The organism is Phytobacter sp. V69 (assembly GCF_965644215.1).
Taxonomy (GTDB): domain Bacteria; phylum Pseudomonadota; class Gammaproteobacteria; order Enterobacterales; family Enterobacteriaceae; genus Phytobacter.
Window position 1 is genome coordinate 1 of record NZ_CBFFRL010000021.1, and the last position, 19,607, is coordinate 19,607.

Here is a 19,607-nt window from a genome sequence, read left to right on the forward strand (position 1 = left end):
GAGCGGTAGTTCAGTCGGTTAGAATACCTGCCTGTCACGCAGGGGGTCGCGGGTTCGAGTCCCGTCCGTTCCGCCACCCTATTTAGGGGCGTAGTTCAATTGGTAGAGCACCGGTCTCCAAAACCGGGTGTTGGGAGTTCGAGTCTCTCCGCCCCTGCCAGAAAAAGAAAAAATCCTTTGCTTAGGCAAAGGATTTTTTTTGCTTTTTTCCGATGAAAACGATCCGAACGCACCCGTAAAGTAAAGGATGCGCTAGTTTTATTCCATTACCTTTATTTTCAATAGATCACGGATCTGACTTTGCTTATCGCTATTTTGTAACCAGATGGCGTATAGCGGTCGGGATAGCGTCGTACTATCAGAAACAACATACAGTCCATCTTTCTGTGCAGCCCAGGATACGGGCAGCCAGGCACATCCATTTAATAGCGTCAGCTGCTGATGAGCGACCTCTGCGGAACTGGTGGTTAATGTCGGCACATCGTCGCTGGCAATCAATTCAGACTCATGCTGCTGAAAATCCGGGCCCCATTCCAGGCGCAGATAATTTAGCTGTGACTTCGCTTTTTCGGGCGTCGAGCAGTAGAGGCCAAGGGTGAAATGTCCCAGTAACTGGCTGCTAAATTCGTCCATTTTCGGCGTTTCTGTCGTGATCAGGAGATCAAGCTGACGCTCATGTAGCTGTTTAACCAGCGATTGTCGCTGTGCAATTCGTGCTTCAAATTGCAGACTTTCCTCGAGCTGGTAAAGCCTTCCAAGCCAGTCACTGAGCATGCACTCCCATAGCGAGGCACTTGCCCCGATAGAAAACTGATTGTGTCGCGATGTATGAGCAACATCCTTGCGCGCCGCTTGCCAGGTGCTCATCAATGTTTCGGCATAAGGAAGAAGTTTTTCTCCAGCGGCCGTCAGGCGTATGTTGTTGCGATGGCGAGTGAAAAGGTTCACCCCAAGCTGGTTTTCTAACTGACGAATACGAAAGCTCACGGCTGACTGTGTCAAATAGAGTGCTTCAGCGGCACGCCCAAAGTGGCGAGTTCGGCTGACTTCCAGGAAAGTTTTTAGCAATTCCGTATCCACAGGTTTCTCCGCAAAATTATTTGTCGTAATGATTTAAATCTTTTGTTTTACACTCTGTCAAGCGTAACTAATACTCCGCGCCATAAATAGCTCGGCCAAAGAATTAGGAGCGTGCAGGATGGCGGAAAGCTTTACGACGACTAATCGTTTTTTTGACAACAAACATTATCCGCGCGGGTTTTCCCGTCATGGTGATTTCACCATCAAAGAAGCTCAACTGCTTGAGCGTCACGGTTATGCTTTTAATGAGTTGGATCTCGGTAAGCGTGAACCGACAACGGAAGAAGAAATCCGTTTCGTCGCTGTATGCCGTGGCCAGCGCGAGCCAGATACTGAAGCAGAACGTGTGTGGTCTAAGTATATGTCACGCATTAAGCGTCCAAAGCGTTTTCATACCCTGTCCGGCGGCAAACCGCAGATGGAAGGGAATGAGGACTACACGGAATCTGACGATTAAAAAACAGGGGCTACGGCCCCTTTTTTATCCCAACATTTTCTGCAAGTGAATAAGCAATCTGTCGATGGCACGATAGCTGAGTGCTTCCTGCAGATGGTCTCGCTGAATACTTTCCGCGTCTTCCAGATCGGCAATGGTTCTTCCTACCTTCAACAAACGTTGCCAGGCTCTTACCGAGAGACCAAGTCGCACCAGTGTTTCTTCCAGCCACTGCCCATCGGCCTGCGTAAGCACGCAAAAATCCCTCATCTCACTGTTTTCCAGTAACGCGTTAAGCTTCCCTTGCCGTTGATACTGCCGTTCATGCGCAGCAATCACGCGTGTGCGAACGGCGCTACTCTTTTCGCTGATATGCTGCTTCTGGCTCAACATGCCGGGTGGAAGGAGAGGGATCTCGAGCGATAAATCAAAGCGATCAAGAAACGGCCCGGATAACCGACCAAGGTAGCGCAGTGTCTGCTCTGGTGTGCTGCGGTTATGGTTCCCTTGATAGTGTCCTGTTGGGCTGGGATTCATGGCGGCAATGAGTTGAAAACGGGCAGGGTAAGTCACTTTTGCTCGCGTACGGGAAATATGAATTTGCCCTGATTCGATGGGTTCACGTAACGCGTCCAGTACCCGTCGTTCAAACTCGGGGAGCTCATCGAGAAACAACACACCGTTATGTGCCAGCGAGATTTCCCCCTGGCCCAGGTATTGCGCCACCACCCACCATCGCCGTGAGCGAGGCACTATGGTGAGGTGCGCGAAATGGCCTCTGTTGCCACTGGCGTATTAATCCGGAGGTATTGACCAGGCTCAGGATTGCCGCGCTTTCCAGTGCTTCCTGATTGCTCAGCGGCGGCAACAATGCACCAAGCCTGCTGGCCAACATGGTTTTTCCCGTGCCCGGTGGGCCGATCAGCAGCAAGTTATGCCCACCCGCTGCGGTAATCTCCAGCGCACGCTTACCTTGTTCCTGACCGATGACATCACTTAAATCATGTTGTGTTGAATCCGCAGTATTGCTGGTGAAAAGCGGTGAAGGGGAAGATAACTCATGTTTGCCTTCAAGAAAGGCACATACTGCCTGCAGATGCTCGGCAATGTAACAATCCTCTGTTCCCGTCAGGCTCACCTCAGCTTCGTTCTCCGTGGCGACAATAATGGACCTGCCTGCCTTGATCGCCTCCATGGCGCTGGATATTGCCCCGGGAACGCCACGCAGCGCTCCTGTAAGGGCCAATTCGCCGACGAACTCAAACCTATGAAGATGGTTAGCCTGCAATTGCTCAGAAGCCGCGAGAAGCGCAATCGCGATAGGTAAATCATATCTCCCTCCCTCCTTGGGCAGATCCGCCGGTGCCAGATTAATAGTGATCTTTTTCGCGGGAAATTCGTAGCCGCTATTGATGATTGCGCTGCGTACGCGATCCCGGGCTTCCTTCACCGTTGTCTCCGGTAGACCCACCATAGTTAAGCCGGGAAGACCGTTGCTGATGTGCACCTCTACGGTGATTAACGGCGCACAAACCCCCAATGCTGCGCGTGTGTAGATAACCGACAACGTCATAACGCCTCCTTGTTAAAGCCAAGTATGCGCGCCAAATGGAGGATGGCCTTGCAGGAAAAGGAAGGTTTACGCGCAGGCTTCCACGCTTTTTGAGTGATTGCAGGCGATGCACTTTATTTCTGGAATTCGCCTCGTATGTTGCGGGGGTGGGTCAGAAAGCCGTTCCGCTGGCGAAAAAAATGAAATTATTTCATTTAAGTTTTTCTTTATAAAAAACAATGCGTTTTATCGAAATTGTTTTGCTAATAAAAAAGCATGTCATAAAAAAATCTTGTGTCATGTCTCATATCTGTGATAACTCTTTAGGTATTCCTTCGAACACGAAGCCAGAACGTACAGAAAATGACAGCCCTTCTACGAGTGATTAGCCTGATTGTGATTAGCGTGGTGGTGATTATTATCCCACCGTGCGGGGCTGCACTTGGACGAGGAAAGGCTTAGAAATCAAGCCTTAACGAACTAAGACCCCCGCACCGAAAGGTCCGGGGGTTTTTTTATGACCTAAAAACATAAACGAGGAGCAGAGAATGAGTAATAGCACAAAATTCTGTTTCTCCCGATTTACGGCGGGGAACTAACTATGAATGGCGCACAGTGGGTAGTACATGCGTTGCGGGCACAGCAGGTTGATACGGTCTTTGGGTATCCGGGTGGCGCAATTATGCCGGTTTACGATGCATTGTATGACGGCGGCGTGGAACACCTGTTGTGCCGACACGAACAGGGCGCGGCCATGGCAGCAATTGGTTATGCGCGCTCGACAGGGAAAACCGGTGTCTGTATCGCCACGTCCGGTCCGGGTGCTACCAACCTGATCACGGGCCTGGCTGACGCTCTGTTAGATTCCGTTCCTGTCGTTGCGATAACGGGTCAGGTTGCCGCCCCGTTCATTGGTACCGATGCTTTTCAGGAAGTGGACGTTCTCGGTTTGTCGCTGGCCTGCACCAAGCACAGTTTTCTGGTGCAGTCCCTGGAAGAGCTGCCGCGTATCATGGCGCAAGCGTTCCAGGTGGCAAACTCAGGCCGTCCTGGCCCCGTTCTGGTCGACATTCCTAAAGACATCCAGTTAGCGTCCGGCGATTTGGAACCGCATTTCTCCACCGTTGAAGATGAGTTCTCTTTCCCTCATGCGGAAATGGAACAGGCGAGCCAAATACTGGCTCAGGCCAAAAAGCCGATGCTGTACGTAGGCGGTGGCGTAGGGATGGCGCAGGCGGTTCCGGCGCTGCGTGAGTTCCTCACCGTTACTCAAATGCCCGTCACCTGCACGCTGAAAGGCCTCGGTGCGGTTGAAGATAGCTATCCATGGTATCTCGGCATGCTGGGGATGCACGGCACCAAAGCCGCGAACCTGGCGGTGCAGGAGTGCGATCTGCTGATCGCCGTAGGTGCCCGTTTTGACGATCGCGTCACCGGCAAACTGAACACCTTTGCGCCAAATGCCAAAGTAATCCATATGGACATCGACCCGGCGGAGATGAACAAACTGCGCCAGGCCCATGTCAGCCTGCAAGGCGACCTGAATGCACTGCTGCCAGCGCTGCAGCAGGCACTGGAAATCAACGAATGGCGTCAGTTTAATGCCGACATGCTTACAGAGTTCGCCTGGCGTTACGACCATCCGGGCGAATCTATCTACGCGCCGCTGCTGCTGAAACAATTGTCCGATCGCAAACCGGCAGACAGCGTGGTCACGACCGACGTTGGCCAGCACCAGATGTGGTCCGCTCAGCATATGACCTATACCCGCCCGGAGAACTTCATCACCTCCAGTGGCTTAGGCACCATGGGCTTTGGCCTGCCCGCTGCCGTTGGGGCGCAGGTGGCACGCCCGAATGATACGGTAATCTGTATCTCCGGTGACGGTTCCTTCATGATGAATGTTCAGGAACTCGGCACCGTAAAACGCAAAAAGTTACCGCTGAAAATCGTGTTACTGGACAATCAGCGTTTAGGCATGGTTCGCCAGTGGCAGCAGTTATTCTTCAACGAACGTTATAGCGAAACGACCCTTACCGATAACCCCGATTTCCTCGTTCTGGCCAGCGCCTTCGGCATCCCCGGCCAGCACATCACCCGTAAAGACCAGGTTGAAGCGGCACTCGACACCATGCTGTCCTGCGAGGGGCCTTACCTGCTTCATGTCTCAATCGACGAGCTTGAGAATGTCTGGCCGTTGGTACCACCCGGTGCCAGTAATGCAGAAATGCTGGAGAAATTATCATGATGCAACATCAGGTCGCTGTGCAGGCCCGCTTCAATCCGGAAACGTTAGAACGTGTATTGCGTGTGGTGCGCCACCGTGGCTTTCAGGTTTGCTCGATGAACATGGAAGCTGCCACCGACGCGCAAAATATAAATATTGAATTGACCGTTGCCAGCCCTCGCCCCGTCGAATTACTGTTTAGCCAGTTAAGCAAACTGGTCGACGTCGCCCGGGTTGATATCCAGCAATGTACAACATCATCACAACAGATCCGCGCCTAAGCGCAAAGGAATTAAAATGACGAAGAAAGCTGATTACATTTGGTTCAATGGCGAGATGGTTCCGTGGGGAGAAGCGAAGGTACACGTCATGTCCCACGCACTGCACTACGGTACTTCCGTGTTTGAAGGCATCCGTTGCTACGACTCGCACAAAGGGCCAGTGGTGTTCCGTCATCGTGAACATATGCAGCGTCTGCGTGATTCCGCCAAAATTTATCGTTTCCCGGTTTCTCAGAGCGTTGATGAACTGATGGAAGCCTGCCGTCAGGTGATTCGCAAAAACAACCTGACCAGCGCCTATATTCGTCCGCTGGTATTCGTTGGTGACGTGGGTATGGGCGTTAACCCGCCGGATGGTTACACCACGGATGTGATCATCGCCGCTTTCCCGTGGGGGGCATACCTTGGCGCAGAAGCGCTGGATCAGGGGATCGACGCGATGGTCTCCTCCTGGAACCGCGTTGCACCGAACACCATCCCGACTGCAGCAAAAGCAGGTGGTAACTACCTGTCTTCCCTGTTGGTAGGTAGCGAAGCGCGTCGTCATGGCTACCAGGAAGGTATCGCGCTGGACGTGAACGGCTATATTTCAGAAGGTGCGGGTGAAAACTTGTTCGAAGTGAAAGATGGCGTGCTGTTTACTCCGCCGTTCACCTCGTCTGCACTGCCGGGTATTACCCGTGATGCCATCATCAAACTGGCGCAGGATCTGGGCCTGGAAGTGCGTGAGCAGACGCTGTCCCGCGAATCCCTGTATCTGGCTGACGAAGTGTTCATGTCCGGTACGGCTGCAGAAATCACGCCGGTTCGTAGCGTTGATGGTATTCAGGTGGGCGAAGGCCGCTGCGGCCCGGTCACTAAACGTATTCAGCAAGCATTCTTTGGCCTCTTCACCGGTGAAACCGAAGATAAATGGGGCTGGTTGGATTCAGTAAACCAATAACAAAATTAATATTTCCCCAAAATAATTCACGTTGCAGGAAGGCGACAACGCAGCAAATCCCCAGGAGCTTACTGTAGTAAGTGACGGGGGTGAGCGAGGTAGCCAACGCACCTGCGGCGTGAAGTATGCTGGGGAAAGACAGACTGGGAGTAACTAAAGCATGCCTAAGTACCGTTCCGCCACCACCACCCATGGGCGTAATATGGCGGGTGCCCGCGCGCTGTGGCGCGCCACCGGGATGACAGACGCTGATTTCGGTAAGCCGATCATTGCTGTCGTGAACTCGTTTACCCAGTTCGTGCCGGGGCACGTACACCTGCGCGATCTCGGTAAGCTGGTTGCTGAGCAGATTGAAGCCTCCGGCGGTGTGGCAAAAGAGTTCAATACCATTGCCGTCGATGACGGTATCGCCATGGGTCACGGCGGCATGCTTTATTCACTGCCATCGCGCGAACTGATCGCCGATTCCGTGGAATACATGGTCAATGCCCACTGCGCCGATGCCATGGTCTGTATCTCCAACTGTGACAAAATCACCCCTGGGATGTTGATGGCGTCACTGCGCCTCAATATTCCGGTGATCTTCGTTTCCGGCGGTCCGATGGAAGCCGGCAAAACCAAGCTTTCTGACAAAATCATCAAACTCGACCTGGTTGATGCGATGATTCAGGGCGCGGATCCGAAAGTATCCGACTCTCAGAGCGAGCAGGTTGAACGTTCTGCCTGCCCGACCTGCGGTTCCTGCTCCGGTATGTTCACCGCCAACTCGATGAACTGTCTGACCGAAGCGTTGGGCCTGTCGCAGCCGGGCAACGGCTCGCTGCTGGCAACCCACGCCGACCGTAAAGAACTGTTCCTCACCGCGGGCCAGCGCATCGTGGAGCTGACCAAACGCTACTACGAGCAGGATGATGCCTCCGCGCTGCCGCGTAACATCGCGTGCAAAGAAGCATTTGAGAACGCCATGACGCTGGACATCGCCATGGGCGGTTCCACCAACACCGTTCTGCACCTGCTGGCGGCGGCTCAGGAAGCGGAAATCGACTTCACCATGAGTGATATCGACAAGCTGTCCCGTAAAGTGCCGCAGCTGTGTAAAGTGGCGCCGAGTACGCAGAAATACCATATGGAAGATGTGCACCGCGCGGGCGGCGTACTGGGCATCCTTGGCGAGCTGGACCGCGCTGGCTTGCTGAACCGTAACGTGAAAAACGTTCTCGGTCTTTCCCTGCCGCAAACGCTGGATCAGTACGATGTGATGCTGACCCAGGATGAGGCGGTGAAAAAAATGTTCCGCGCCGGTCCTGCTGGCATTCGTACCACTCAGGCGTTCTCGCAGGATTGCCGCTGGGATACGCTGGATGGTGATCGCGCTGAGGGCTGCATCCGTTCTCTGGAACACGCCTACAGCAAAGATGGCGGTCTGGCCGTGCTGTACGGCAACTTCGCCGAAAACGGCTGTATCGTAAAAACCGCAGGCGTGGATGACAGCATCCTCAAATTCACCGGTCCGGCGAAGGTATACGAAAGCCAGGATACGGCTGTGGACGCGATCCTTGGCGGTAAAGTGGTTGCGGGTGACGTTGTGGTTATCCGTTACGAAGGGCCGAAAGGCGGGCCGGGCATGCAGGAAATGCTCTACCCAACGACTTTCCTGAAATCAATGGGGCTCGGCAAAGCCTGTGCGTTGATCACCGACGGACGTTTCTCCGGTGGCACATCCGGCCTGTCTATCGGCCACGTATCTCCGGAAGCGGCCAGCGGTGGCAATATTGCGATCATCGAAGATGGCGACATCATTGCTATCGATATCCCGAATCGCGGTATCCAGTTGCAACTGAGCGATGCGGAAATCGCTGCGCGTCGTGAAGCGCAGGAAGCCCGTGGTGACAAAGCCTGGACGCCGAAAGATCGTGAACGTCAGGTTTCCTTCGCATTACGTGCTTACGCCAGCCTGGCAACCAGTGCAGACAAAGGCGCAGTGCGTGATAAATCGAAACTGGGTGGCTAATCATGGCAGATTCACAACCCCTATCCGGCTCCCCTGAGGGGGCAGAGTATCTCAGGGCGGTGCTACGCGCACCAGTCTATGAAGCGGTGCAGGTAACCCCCCTGCAGAAAATGGAAAAACTCTCTTCGCGCCTCGACAACGTTGTGCTGGTGAAGCGTGAAGACCGTCAGCCGGTACACAGCTTTAAGCTTCGCGGAGCCTACGCCATGATGGCGGGGTTAACCGCCGAGCAGAAAGCCCGCGGTGTGATCACCGCATCGGCAGGCAACCATGCCCAGGGCGTGGCCTATTCTTCTGCTCGTCTGGGTGTCAAAGCCCTGATCGTGATGCCAACGGCAACCGCAGATATCAAAGTGGATGCCGTGCGTGGCTTTGGTGGAGAAGTGCTGCTCCATGGCGCGAATTTTGACGAAGCCAAAGCCAAAGCGCTTGAGCTGTCTGCGCAACAGGGTTTTACCTGGGTGCCGCCGTTTGATCATCCGATGGTGATTGCCGGGCAAGGTACCCTGGCGCTGGAGCTGCTGCAGCAGGACGCACACATTGACCGCGTGTTTGTGCCGGTTGGCGGCGGTGGTTTGGCATCGGGTGTTGCGGTGCTTATTAAGCAACTGATGCCGCAAATCAAAGTCATTGCCGTTGAAACCGAAGATTCCGCCTGCCTGAAAGCGGCGCTTGAAGCCGGGCATCCGGTGGATCTCCCTCGCGTCGGGCTGTTTGCCGAAGGTGTTGCCGTCAAACGTATTGGCGATGAGACCTTCCGTCTGTGCCAGGAATACATTGACGACATCGTGACGGTCGACAGTGACGCCATCTGTGCGGCAATGAAAGACCTGTTTGAAGACGTGCGTGCGGTGGCTGAACCCTCTGGCGCGCTGGCGCTGGCGGGGATGAAAAAATACATCGCCCAGCACAAGATCCGTGGTGAACGCCTGGCGCACGTGCTTTCCGGTGCCAACGTGAATTTCCACGGTCTGCGCTATGTCTCCGAACGCTGTGAGCTGGGTGAACAACGCGAAGCACTGCTGGCGGTCACCATTCCGGAAGAGAAGGGCAGCTTCCTGAAATTCTGCCAGCTGCTGGGCGGCCGTTCGGTTACTGAGTTCAACTATCGTTTTGCCGATGCCAAAGATGCCTGCATTTTCGTCGGCGTGCGGTTAAGCCGCGGGCTGGAAGAACGTAAAGAGATCCTGCAACTGCTGAACGAGGGCGGTTACAGCGTGGTGGATCTGTCTGATGACGAAATGGCCAAGTTGCACGTGCGCTATATGGTCGGCGGACGTCCGTCTAAACCTCTCACCGAGCGTCTTTTCAGCTTTGAGTTTCCGGAATCGCCTGGCGCGCTGCTGAAATTCCTGCATACGCTGGGTACGCACTGGAATATCTCGCTGTTCCATTACCGCAGCCACGGTACCGACTATGGTCGCGTGCTGGCGGCATTCGAACTGGGCGACCATGAGCCGGATTTTGAAACCCGCCTCAATGAGCTTGGTTACGACTGCCACGATGAGACCAACAATCCGGCGTTTCGCTTCTTCCTGGCGGGTTAACGGCCGCCATTAAAAAAGGGTTCATGTTTTCACATGAACCCTTTTTTTACATCTGAATCAGAAGATTACAGCGTGATCACGTCGAATTCGACCTCGGTGTTCACATCAGCGTCGTAGTCCACTTCGTCCAGGCCAAAACCGAACAGATTCAGGAATTCCTGCTTGTATCCTGCATAGTCAGTTTCTTGTGCCAGGTTTTCGGTGGTGATCAGCGGCCACAGATCGCGGCATGCCTGCTGAATGTCTTCGCGCAGCTCCCAGTCATCCATGCGGATACGCTGGTTGTCATCAAGCTCCACTTTGTCGCCGTACAGGCTGGTGGTCATCAGGCGGTTGATCTGCTCAATACAACCTTCATGAATCCCCTGCGCTTTCATCAGCTTGAAGACCATGGAGATGTACAGTGGCATCACCGGAATCGCAGAAGACGCCTGGGTGATAACAGATTTCAATACCGCAACGTTCGCGGAACCGTTAAGCGGAGCCAGCTGGTTACGCAGTTCACCCGCCGCGCGGTCGAGATCTTCTTTCGCTTTGCCCAGCGCGCCGTGCCAGTAGATTGGCCAGGTCAGGTCGGTACCGATGTAGGAATAGGCCACGGTTTTCACGCCGTCAGCCAGCACGCCTGCTTCGCTCAGCGCACCCATCCACAGTTCCCAGTCTTCGCCGCCCATGACGGTAACGGTGTTCTGCACTTCTTCTTCGGTTGCCGGCTCAATGCTGGCGGTGATGATCTGATCTTTGTTGGTATCAATCGCTTTAGAGGTATAAACCTCGCCGATTGGTTTCAGCGCAGAACGGACGATTTCACCGGTTTTCGGCATTTTACGCACCGGGGAAGCCAGTGAGTAAACGACTAAGTCGATCTGACCCAGGTCTTCTTTGATGAGTTTGATTACTTCATCACGGCATTCGTCGGAGAACGCGTCGCCGTTGATGCTTTTGGCATACAGACCTTCACGTTTTGCGGCCTCATCGAAGGCGGCAGAGTTATACCAGCCTGCGGAACCTGGCTTGCTGTCCGTGCCCGGTTTTTCGAAAAATACGCCGATGGTGGCGGCACCGCTGCCAAAGGCGGCGGAAATTCTGGACGCAAGGCCGTAACCGGTGGAAGCACCGATCACCAGAACGCGGGAAGGGCCATTCTCGATTTTCCCGTTTTGCTTAACGTACGCGATCTGTTTTTCCACGTTGACTTTACAGCCAGTCGGATGGGTCGTTGTACAGATGAATCCACGAATTTTTGGTTTGATTATCATAATGATGGCTAATTAAGTTTGTATTTTCGCTGTCAAGTGCGCAATGACACCGTCTGTTCTGGCTTGCTTAACGACATAGTTAACAAGCCCCCCACTACACCTCTGTTTTCAGCACCTTAAATAAAACTCAACGAGGAGGTGGTCTGACAAACATCGGCCACGGAACCGGCTGATTCGCCTGGCATTCTCAGTAATGCAAATCCCGTCTATCTATTATGGCACGGGGCATTATACAGAAAAGGAACGTCAATACTGAATCTACCACTGATTTTAGGCATGATGCCTGCTGACGCCAGGCACCTGTAAAGAGCATGATTTCAGGTTGCGCTTAGTGGGAATTGGCGATAGTTCTGAAGCCAGTCATAACACTAATCAGCGAGGCAGGCAGATGGCGGGACGCTTTCAGGGATTTGCGCAAGAAGGGCTCGATTTTCTTCAACAGGTGCGGATTGAGAACGATAAGACGTGGTTTGAAGAGCACCGTTTCATTTACGATCGCAGCATCCTTACCCCTTTTCGGGCGCTGGTGGATGACTTAGCCCCCACGATGCTTGAGATTGATCCTCTGCTGGAAACGCGCTCAGCGATCGGCAAAACGCTGTCGCGTATTCATCGCGATACCCGTTTCTCACATGACAAATCGCTTTACCGCAGCCGGATGTGGCTGACCTTCAAACGTTCGGCGAAGAACTGGACGGATGCGCCGGTTTACTTCTTCGAAATCAGCCCGGACACCCTGCGCTATGGCCTGGGGTATTACAGCGCCAGCAAATCGACGATGGATCTATTCCGCCATACGTTGAAACAACGCCCAACGCAGTTTCTGGAGATGGCCGATGAATGCTGCCAGCCGCCGTTTGCCCTGGAGGCTGAGCGTTATAAGCGGCAGTTAGTGAAAGATCTCGATCCGGAGATTGCCAACTGGTATCAGTGCAAAACTTTCGCCGTGATGGTGACCGATAACGACGTGGAAAAGCTATTCCACGCCGGATTGGTTAATCTGCTGGATGAGGGATTCCGCCAGCTTGAGCCGTTGTATCAATGGCTGATGACCGTTGAAACGATGAAGCAGATCGACCCGGCAGATTTATAACGCGTTATTTTGCGTCTTCGCCCTTCCGTTCCTGCACAATCTTCCAGAATGCCTCAATAAGCGGCTCGTACAGCCGCTTTTTCTGCGCGCAAACACCCAGTTCAAACGGCGTTTTTTCATCACTGCGTTCCAGAATCATCACTCGGTTGCGCACCGGCTCAGGGCTGTTTTCCAGCACCACTTCCGGAATCAGGGCCACGCCGCAACCCAGTGCGACCATGGATACCATCGCTTCGTGTCCACCTACCGTGGCGTAAATGGAAGGGTTGCTGATTTTTTGTCGGCGGAACCAGAGTTCAATACGGCGGCGAACCGGCCCCTGATCGGCCATGATAAAGGGTACCGTTGACCAGTCTGGTTTTTCCTCCGAGATTTGATTACGCACCGGGCAAGGAAGCGCCGGGGCAATCAATACCACCGCCAGATTTTCCAGCATCGCGAAAGCCACGGCGCCGGGCAGGGTTTCCGGTTTCCCGGCAATCGCGAGATCGGCCTCGCCGGTCACCACTTTTTCCATCGCATCTGCCGCATCGCCGGTCGTGAGTTTGATTTCAACCGACGGGTGCTCCGCGCGGAAGCGATCAAGAATGGGCGGCAAATGGCTATAGGCGGCTGTTACCGAACAAAAGATATGGAGTTCACCCGAGAGCGACGGGCCTTGCTGGTCGAGCGTATGGCGAAGCTGCTGATACTGCAGCAGGGTGTGTTGGGCAAAATTACGCAGCTCTTCGCCTGCTTCGGTGAGCGTGACGGTGCGGTTATCGCGGACAAACAGCGCCTGGCCAAGGTCTTCTTCCAGACGTTGAATCTGTCTTGACAGTGTGGAGGGACTGACGTGCATGGCGCGCGCACTGCGGCCGAAGTGGCGGCTTTCCGCCAGATGCAGGAAGGTTTTCAGGTCGCGTAAATCCATGAGATACACTCCACATTTTCATGTTGCAAAAATTGCAATGTCACATTGTTAATATATCAATTTAAGCAACACATTTCCTGTTGTAATGTGGGTACATTCTCGCACTACAGCGAACCGAACAATATACTCGTCGTCTTTCAAGTTACAGGTGCGTTGCCTGCATCCGCTCACCCCAGCCACTTACTTGAGTAAGCTCCTGGGGATTCACTGACTGGTCGCCTTCCTGTAACTCGAAATCCATAGAGTATAAAAACAAGACACCATCACGAGGAATCACCATGGCTAACTACTTTAATACACTGAACCTGCGCCAGCAGCTGGCGCAACTGGGTAAATGTCGCTTTATGGCGCGCGACGAATTCGCCGATGGCGCAAGCTACCTGCAGGGTAAAAAAGTGGTCATCGTCGGTTGTGGCGCGCAGGGCCTGAACCAGGGTCTGAACATGCGTGACTCCGGTCTGGACATCTCCTACGCACTGCGTGCCGAAGCGATTGCAGAAAAACGTGCGTCCTGGCGTAAAGCGACCGAGAACGGTTTCAAAGTTGGGACTTACGAAGAGCTGGTTCCGCAGGCGGATCTGGTGGTTAATCTGACGCCGGACAAACAGCACTCTGACGTGGTGCGTTCCGTACAGCCGCTGATGAAAGATGGCGCGGCGCTGGGTTACTCTCACGGTTTCAACATCGTTGAAGTGGGCGAGCAGATCCGTAAAGACATCACCGTTGTGATGGTGGCCCCGAAGTGCCCGGGTACCGAAGTTCGTGAAGAATACAAACGTGGTTTCGGTGTACCGACACTGATCGCGGTTCACCCGGAAAACGATCCGAAAGGCGAAGGCATGGCGATTGCGAAAGCCTGGGCAGCGGCGACCGGCGGTCACCGTGCGGGCGTTCTGGAATCTTCCTTCGTTGCGGAAGTGAAATCTGACCTGATGGGTGAGCAGACTATCCTGTGTGGCATGCTGCAGGCCGGTTCTCTGCTGTGCTTCGACAAGCTGGTGGCTGAAGGTACCGATGCTGCGTACGCAGAAAAACTGATTCAGTTCGGCTGGGAAACCATCACCGAAGCGCTGAAACAGGGCGGTATCACGCTGATGATGGACCGTCTGTCCAACCCGGCAAAACTGCGTGCTTATGCGTTGTCTGAACAGCTGAAAGGCATCATGGCGCCGCTGTTCCAGAAACACATGGATGACATCATCTCCGGTGAATTCTCTTCCGGCATGATGGCTGACTGGGCGAACGACGATAAGAAACTGCTGACCTGGCGCGAAGAGACCGGTAAAACCGCGTTCGAAACCGCTGCCCAGTTCGATGGCAAAATCGGCGAGCAGGAGTACTTTGATAAAGGCGTTCTGATGATCGCTATGGTGAAAGCGGGCGTTGAGCTGGCGTTTGAAACCATGGTTGATTCCGGCATCATCGAAGAGTCCGCGTACTACGAATCTCTGCACGAGCTGCCGCTGATCGCGAACACCATCGCCCGTAAGCGTCTGTATGAAATGAACGTGGTTATCTCCGATACCGCAGAATACGGTAACTACCTGTTCTCTTACGCTTGCGTACCGCTGCTGAAAGAGTTTATGACCACCCTGCAGACTGGCGACCTGGGTCAGGCGATTGCCGAAGGCTCCGTCGACAACGCGCAACTGCGTGATGTTAACGAAGATATTCAGGCTCACCCGATTGAAGCGGTTGGTAAGAAACTGCGTGGCTACATGACCGATATGAAACGTATCGCTGTAGCAGGCTGATTTCCCTCACACCTCTCCCGTAAGGAGAGGGTGAAAAATACAGACCCGGTAAGCGTTCGTGCTGCCGGGTTTATTTTTTGCGGCGCAGAGCGATGACCGAATCCGACACATTCCCTTCTTGTCCCTCTGGCCCGCGCATTACCCTCGCGACATCATCACAGAAGCGAATTTCCCAGTCTGCAGAGAGTGGCTCAAGTGATGCCATCGCCTCTTTGGCCGACTGGAACGGTCTGTCTGCATGTTGTGACCATGACGGTGGCTTCGCGTGTGAGGTAATGAGCAGCATTCCGCCTGGCGCAACGTGCGTAAGTGCAGTGCGGAAAATCGTAAAGCGAGCAAACGTCAGCGGCGATTCGAGAAACGAGGCCACAATCAGGTCATAACTCCCTGTCGGAAAAGACTGCGTCAGATCGTATTGAGCAAAGGTTACCTGCTCGCTGACGCCGGATCTCTGCGCATTGGCGGCGGCATACTCCAGCGCCCGCTGTGATAAATCAACGGCGGTCACCTGCCATCCCTTTTTGGCCAGCCAGACCGAATCATCCCCGCGCCCACAGCCTAATTCCAATGCGTTGCCGGGAGAGAGGCTATCGACAAAGCGCACCAGAATCTTACCTGGAATGCCGTTCGAGCGGGGTGACATGGTGTCGTAATGATTCTCCCAGAACTCGACAGATGTTTGAGCAACGTTGTGCATTGACGCCTCGCTTAGCAATAAATATCATGTAATAAACAAAGTAACATAAGTCGCCATGAGGTCAATATTTACCTCTGAATATTTATATTCATTATAAAATCAATACATTATCTGTGTTCTTGATGTTTTTTATTATTCATCGATTGTTGAATTCAGATTCATGTAATAACGTAAGTTACATGAAAATAAATAACTCATTCTCAGCGACACTCCACATCCTGCTGCACATGGAGCAGGCAGATAAGCCGATGACGTCGGAACAGATGGCTGCCTTTATAGACGGTAACCCGGCGTTCATTCGTAAGCTTCTTGCCGGGCTTCGGGAAAGCCAGATTGTGTGTGCAACAAAAGGCCACCACGGTGGCTGGCGGCTTTGTCGTCCCGCCAGCGAGGTCACACTCCACGATATCTATATCGCTTTAGGTTCGCCGGCGCTGTTTGCGCTGGGAAATCGTAGCGAGAACCCTCAGTGCCTGGTTGAACAGGGGGTTAACCGGGTAATGTCATCCACGCTGGCTGATGCGCAGTCGCTGATTCTGGAGCGTTTTAAAAACCTGACGCTGCAGGACGTGGGGGCAGAATTTATCAGTTACTTCAATGAAAAAGGCCATAACCATGATTTCCACATTAATGACTGAGCTGACGACCTGTCTGATGATCGCGCTTGCCGCCAGCAGTATTTCAATGACGGTGACGCAAACAGAATTGTTTGCCGCATTTCGTGAATGGACCGCCAAAAAAAACGCGATGGTGGGGCACCTTTTCCAGTGCTTTTACTGCCTGAGTCACTGGGTGGTGTTTGGCGGGATGCTGGTTTATCGCCCGGCGTTACTGCACAGCGGCTTTGTGCTGATTGACTGGGTGATGACGGCGTTTATCACCATTACCCTGACGACGCTGATTAATGGATTGATGTTTAAGGTATTTCAGGCAGCGGTCAGTACACACGTGATGAAGTTTGAAGCGCAAAAAACGCTGCAATCACATAAATAAAACAAGAAAGCCTCTCTTGAATGGAGAGACTTCATACACGAATTACTTGCGGTACAGCACTTTGATGATGTGATAACCGAACTGGGTGTGCAGCGGGCCGGTTGGCTCCAGCTCAGGGCAGGAGAAGACCACTTTATCAAAGGCTGGCACCATTTGACCCTGTTTGAACTCGCCTAAATGGCCACCTTTCTTGCCGGAAGGGCAAGTTGAGTGTTTTTTTGCCAGCTTCTCGAAATCGCCACCGTTTTTAAGCTGTTCCAGAAGATCGAGTGCCAGTTTCTCTTCTTTCACCAGAATATGCATTGCTGCCGCTGTTTTTGCCATGATTGCGCCTTGATGAGGTTGGTATAAATACGGGCGCAATAGTAGCACGCGTTAGCGGCGATACAGCACCTTGATGATGTGATAGCCAAACTTGGTTTTGACCGGACCAAAGGGTTGCAATAACGGGCAACTGAACACGGCTTTGTCGAACGGCCCTACCATCACGCCCTGTTTGAATTCGCCCAGATCCCCGCCGTTGCGTGCCGAAGGGCAGGTGGAATAGCGCTTTGCCAGGTGGTCGAAACTTGAGCCCTTCTCCAGCTTTGTCATAATTTCCTGCGCCAGTTTTTCGGTTTTCACCAGAATGTGCAGCGCTGCCGCTGTCTTCGCCATGTTTGCGTTCCGTTGTTGAGAGAAGTCCCCACACTTTACCATTGGCAGGTAAATCTCCGGCAGGCTTTCTGCTACAATCCTTCCCCCGTTCGAAGATTGAGCAATACCACCATGCGTTTAAATCCTGGCCAACAACAAGCCGTCGAATTTGTTACCGGACCCTGCCTGGTGCTGGCGGGTGCTGGCTCGGGCAAAACCCGTGTTATCACCAATAAAATTGCCCATTTGATCCGCGTGTGCGGGTATCAGGCGCGCCATATCGCGGCGGTGACGTTTACCAACAAAGCGGCGCGTGAGATGAAAGAGCGTGTCGGGCAAACATTGGGGCGCAAAGAGGCGCGTGGGTTGATGATCTCCACGTTCCATACGCTGGGCCTCGATATCATTAAACGGGAATTTGCCGCGCTGGGGATGAAATCCAATTTCTCCCTCTTCGACGATACCGACCAGGTCGCCTTACTCAAGGATCTGACCGAGGGGGTGATCGACGACGACAAAGTGGTGCTGCAACAGCTGATCTCGACGATCTCGAACTGGAAAAACGATCTGCTGACGCCTCCTCAGGCGGCAGCGCGCGCCATGGGCGAGCGGGATCGTATTTTTGCCCACTGTTACAGCCTTTACGATGCGCATCTGAAAGCCTGTAATGTGCTCGATTTTGACGATTTGATTTTGCTTCCGACATTACTGCTGCAGCGTAATGAAGAGGTGCGTGAGCGCTGGCAAAACAAAATTCGCTATCTGCTGGTGGATGAATATCAGGACACCAACACCAGCCAGTATGAGCTGGTCAGGCTGCTGGTCGGGCAACGTGCGCGCTTTACCGTGGTGGGCGATGATGACCAGTCCATCTACTCCTGGCGCGGTGCGCGTCCGCAAAACCTGGTGCTGCTGAATGAAGATTTTCCGGCATTGCAGGTGATCAAGCTTGAGCAAAACTACCGCTCATCCGGGCGTATTCTGAAAGCCGCAAACATCCTGATTGCGAACAACCCGCATGTGTTCGAAAAACGCCTGTTCTCTGAGCTGGGCTATGGTGCTGAGCTTAAGGTTCTGACGGCGAATAATGAGGAGCATGAAGCGGAGCGCGTGACCGGTGAATTGATTGCCCATCACTTTATCAACAAGACAGAATACAAGGATTACGCCATCCTGTACCGCGGTAACCATCAGTCTCGGGTGTTCGAAAAATTCCTGATGCAAAACCGCATCCCATACCGGATTTCGGGCGGAACCTCATTCTTCTCGCGCCCGGAAATCAAAGATTTGCTGGCCTATCTGCGGATCCTGACCAATCAGGATGACGACAGTGCCTTTTTACGCATTGTAAACACGCCAAAACGTGAAATCGGCTCGGCGACGCTGCAAAAGCTGGGCGAGTGGGCGATGGTGCGTAACAAAAGCCTGTTTGCCGCCAGTTTCGACGTCGGGCTGAATCAGACGCTGACCGGGCGTGGCTATGAATCGCTTACCCGTTTTACCCACTGGCTTGGCGAGGTCCAGCGCCTGGCGGAACGCGAGCCGATTGCCGCCGTGCGCGATCTGATTCATGGCATCGATTATGAATCCTGGTTGTTTGAGACCTCACCCAGCCCGAAAGCTGCGGAAATGCGCATGAAAAACGTCAACACGCTCTTTTCCTGGATGACGGAGATGCTGGAAGGTGATGAGCTGAACGATCCGATGACGCTGGATCAGGTTGTGACCCGTTTTACGTTGCGCGACATGATGGAACGCGGTGAAAGCGATGAAGAGTCGGATCAGGTACAGCTGATGACGTTGCACGCCTCGAAAGGTCTGGAGTTTCCATACGTGTTTATGGTGGGGATGGAGGAAGGATTCCTGCCGCACCAAAGCAGCATCGATGAAGAGAACATTGATGAAGAGCGTCGCCTTGCCTACGTGGGCATTACCCGTGCACAGAAAGAACTGATTTTCACTTTATGCAAAGAACGCCGTCAGTACGGTGAGCTGGTGCGCCCGGAACCGAGCCGCTTCCTGTTGGAATTGCCGCAAGATGATGTGATTTGGGAGCAAGAGCGTAAGGTCATTACTGCCGAAGAAAGGATGCAAAAAGGACAGGCCAGTATCGCCAATATACGGGCGATGATGGCAAAAGCGAAAGAGAAGTGATTATCTCGCCTCTCCCGGCAGGGAGAGGCAA

Annotated in this window: 19 protein-coding genes, 1 tRNA gene and 1 pseudogene; 14 read left to right on the top strand and 7 right to left on the bottom strand. The window is 53.4% G+C overall.

The features are described from left to right. The first annotated feature begins 84 nt into the window (after positions 1-84). A tRNA-Trp gene (locus ACSZPU_RS04705) sits at positions 85-160 on the top strand. Between the two features lie 98 nt (positions 161-258). Here the strand turns inward: ACSZPU_RS04705 and hdfR are convergent. After that, entirely contained in the window at positions 259-1,080 is an 822-nt protein-coding gene (gene hdfR, locus ACSZPU_RS04710) for an HTH-type transcriptional regulator HdfR (RefSeq protein ID WP_498996001.1), read from the bottom strand. 118 nt (positions 1,081-1,198) lie between these two features. On the opposite strand from hdfR, the gene ACSZPU_RS04715 reads away from it, so the two are divergent. Next, complete coding sequence (locus ACSZPU_RS04715; protein WP_498996004.1) at positions 1,199-1,537, top strand: MaoP family protein; 339 nt, start codon at positions 1,199-1,201, stop codon at positions 1,535-1,537. Between the two features lie 24 nt (positions 1,538-1,561). On the opposite strand, the pseudogene ACSZPU_RS04720 reads toward ACSZPU_RS04715, so the two are convergent. Beyond that, positions 1,562-3,089, bottom strand: a pseudogene (locus tag ACSZPU_RS04720) (YifB family Mg chelatase-like AAA ATPase). Positions 3,090-3,431: 342 nt separating this feature from the next. Here ACSZPU_RS04720 and ilvL point away from each other — a divergent pair. The 7 genes from ilvL to ilvA all read left to right on the top strand — a co-directional run bounded on the left by ilvL (position 3,432) and on the right by ilvA (position 10,077). Continuing rightward, on the top strand, positions 3,432-3,530 hold the full coding sequence (gene ilvL, locus ACSZPU_RS04725) for an ilv operon leader peptide (RefSeq protein ID WP_032229281.1): 99 nt from the start codon (positions 3,432-3,434) through the stop codon (positions 3,528-3,530). Positions 3,531-3,616: 86 nt separating this feature from the next. Next, complete coding sequence (ilvX, locus tag ACSZPU_RS04730; RefSeq protein WP_139223077.1) at positions 3,617-3,667, top strand: peptide IlvX; 51 nt, start codon at positions 3,617-3,619, stop codon at positions 3,665-3,667. 2 nt (positions 3,668-3,669) lie between these two features. After that, the gene (gene ilvG / locus ACSZPU_RS04735) at positions 3,670-5,316 is read left to right on the top strand and encodes an acetolactate synthase 2 catalytic subunit (RefSeq protein WP_498996007.1); all 1,647 of its coding nucleotides are present in this window, start codon (positions 3,670-3,672) and stop codon (positions 5,314-5,316) included. Continuing rightward, positions 5,313-5,576, top strand: coding sequence for an acetolactate synthase 2 small subunit (gene ilvM, locus ACSZPU_RS04740; RefSeq protein WP_039076997.1), 264 nt, complete (start codon positions 5,313-5,315; stop codon positions 5,574-5,576). Before ilvG ends, ilvM begins: the two co-directional genes overlap by 4 nt. A gap of 16 nt (positions 5,577-5,592) precedes the next feature. Beyond that, complete coding sequence (locus ACSZPU_RS04745) at positions 5,593-6,519, top strand: branched-chain amino acid transaminase (protein WP_498996011.1); 927 nt, start codon at positions 5,593-5,595, stop codon at positions 6,517-6,519. Positions 6,520-6,679: 160 nt separating this feature from the next. Beyond that, entirely contained in the window at positions 6,680-8,530 is a 1,851-nt protein-coding gene (gene ilvD, locus ACSZPU_RS04750; protein WP_498996014.1) for a dihydroxy-acid dehydratase, read from the top strand. A gap of 2 nt (positions 8,531-8,532) precedes the next feature. Further along, positions 8,533-10,077 (top strand): threonine ammonia-lyase, biosynthetic, encoded by a 1,545-nt coding sequence (gene ilvA / locus ACSZPU_RS04755; protein ID WP_498996016.1) that lies wholly within the window; start codon positions 8,533-8,535, stop codon positions 10,075-10,077. A gap of 65 nt (positions 10,078-10,142) precedes the next feature. Here ilvA and fabV read toward each other — a convergent pair whose 3' ends face one another. Next, positions 10,143-11,336 carry an enoyl-ACP reductase FabV gene (gene fabV / locus ACSZPU_RS04760; RefSeq protein ID WP_498996017.1) on the bottom strand — a complete coding sequence of 398 codons (1,194 nt, stop codon included), beginning with the start codon at positions 11,334-11,336 and terminating at the stop codon, positions 10,143-10,145. Between the two features lie 388 nt (positions 11,337-11,724). Here fabV and ACSZPU_RS04765 point away from each other — a divergent pair, with 388 nt between their 5' ends. Further along, entirely contained in the window at positions 11,725-12,429 is a 705-nt protein-coding gene (locus ACSZPU_RS04765; protein ID WP_498996019.1) for a DUF2461 domain-containing protein, read from the top strand. Between the two features lie 4 nt (positions 12,430-12,433). On the opposite strand, the gene ilvY is transcribed toward ACSZPU_RS04765, so the two are convergent. Further along, positions 12,434-13,342 (bottom strand): HTH-type transcriptional activator IlvY, encoded by a 909-nt coding sequence (ilvY, locus tag ACSZPU_RS04770; protein WP_498996021.1) that lies wholly within the window; start codon positions 13,340-13,342, stop codon positions 12,434-12,436. Between the two features lie 278 nt (positions 13,343-13,620). Between ilvY and ilvC the strand changes: the two genes are divergently transcribed. Beyond that, the gene (ilvC, locus tag ACSZPU_RS04775) at positions 13,621-15,096 is read left to right on the top strand and encodes a ketol-acid reductoisomerase (protein ID WP_498996023.1); all 1,476 of its coding nucleotides are present in this window, start codon (positions 13,621-13,623) and stop codon (positions 15,094-15,096) included. Positions 15,097-15,166: 70 nt separating this feature from the next. Here ilvC and ACSZPU_RS04780 read toward each other — a convergent pair whose 3' ends face one another. Then, positions 15,167-15,793, bottom strand: coding sequence for a class I SAM-dependent methyltransferase (locus ACSZPU_RS04780; protein ID WP_498996026.1), 627 nt, complete (start codon positions 15,791-15,793; stop codon positions 15,167-15,169). Positions 15,794-15,972: 179 nt separating this feature from the next. On the opposite strand from ACSZPU_RS04780, the gene ACSZPU_RS04785 reads away from it, so the two are divergent. Together ACSZPU_RS04785 and ACSZPU_RS04790 are read left to right on the top strand one after the other, a co-directional pair. Next, positions 15,973-16,431 carry an Rrf2 family transcriptional regulator gene (locus ACSZPU_RS04785; protein ID WP_498996028.1) on the top strand — a complete coding sequence of 153 codons (459 nt, stop codon included), beginning with the start codon at positions 15,973-15,975 and terminating at the stop codon, positions 16,429-16,431. Beyond that, positions 16,409-16,786, top strand: a complete 378-nt coding sequence (locus ACSZPU_RS04790) for a DUF1360 domain-containing protein (RefSeq protein ID WP_498996029.1) — start codon at positions 16,409-16,411, stop codon at positions 16,784-16,786. The genes ACSZPU_RS04785 and ACSZPU_RS04790 overlap by 23 nt, the downstream gene beginning before the upstream one ends. A gap of 42 nt (positions 16,787-16,828) precedes the next feature. Here the strand turns inward: ACSZPU_RS04790 and ppiC (ACSZPU_RS04795) are convergent, their stop codons facing one another. Together ppiC (ACSZPU_RS04795) and ppiC (ACSZPU_RS04800) are read right to left on the bottom strand one after the other, a co-directional pair. Further along, the gene (gene ppiC / locus ACSZPU_RS04795; RefSeq protein ID WP_343195645.1) at positions 16,829-17,149 is read right to left on the bottom strand and encodes a peptidylprolyl isomerase PpiC; all 321 of its coding nucleotides are present in this window, start codon (positions 17,147-17,149) and stop codon (positions 16,829-16,831) included. A 12-nt stretch (positions 17,150-17,161) separates the two neighbouring features. Next, a complete protein-coding gene (ppiC, locus tag ACSZPU_RS04800; protein ID WP_498996033.1) occupies positions 17,162-17,443 on the bottom strand; it encodes a peptidylprolyl isomerase PpiC in 282 nt (93 codons plus the stop codon). 111 nt (positions 17,444-17,554) lie between these two features. Between ppiC (ACSZPU_RS04800) and rep the strand changes: the two genes are divergently transcribed. Next, the gene (rep, locus tag ACSZPU_RS04805; RefSeq protein WP_498996035.1) at positions 17,555-19,576 is read left to right on the top strand and encodes a DNA helicase Rep; all 2,022 of its coding nucleotides are present in this window, start codon (positions 17,555-17,557) and stop codon (positions 19,574-19,576) included. The last annotated feature ends 31 nt before the right edge of the window (positions 19,577-19,607 follow it).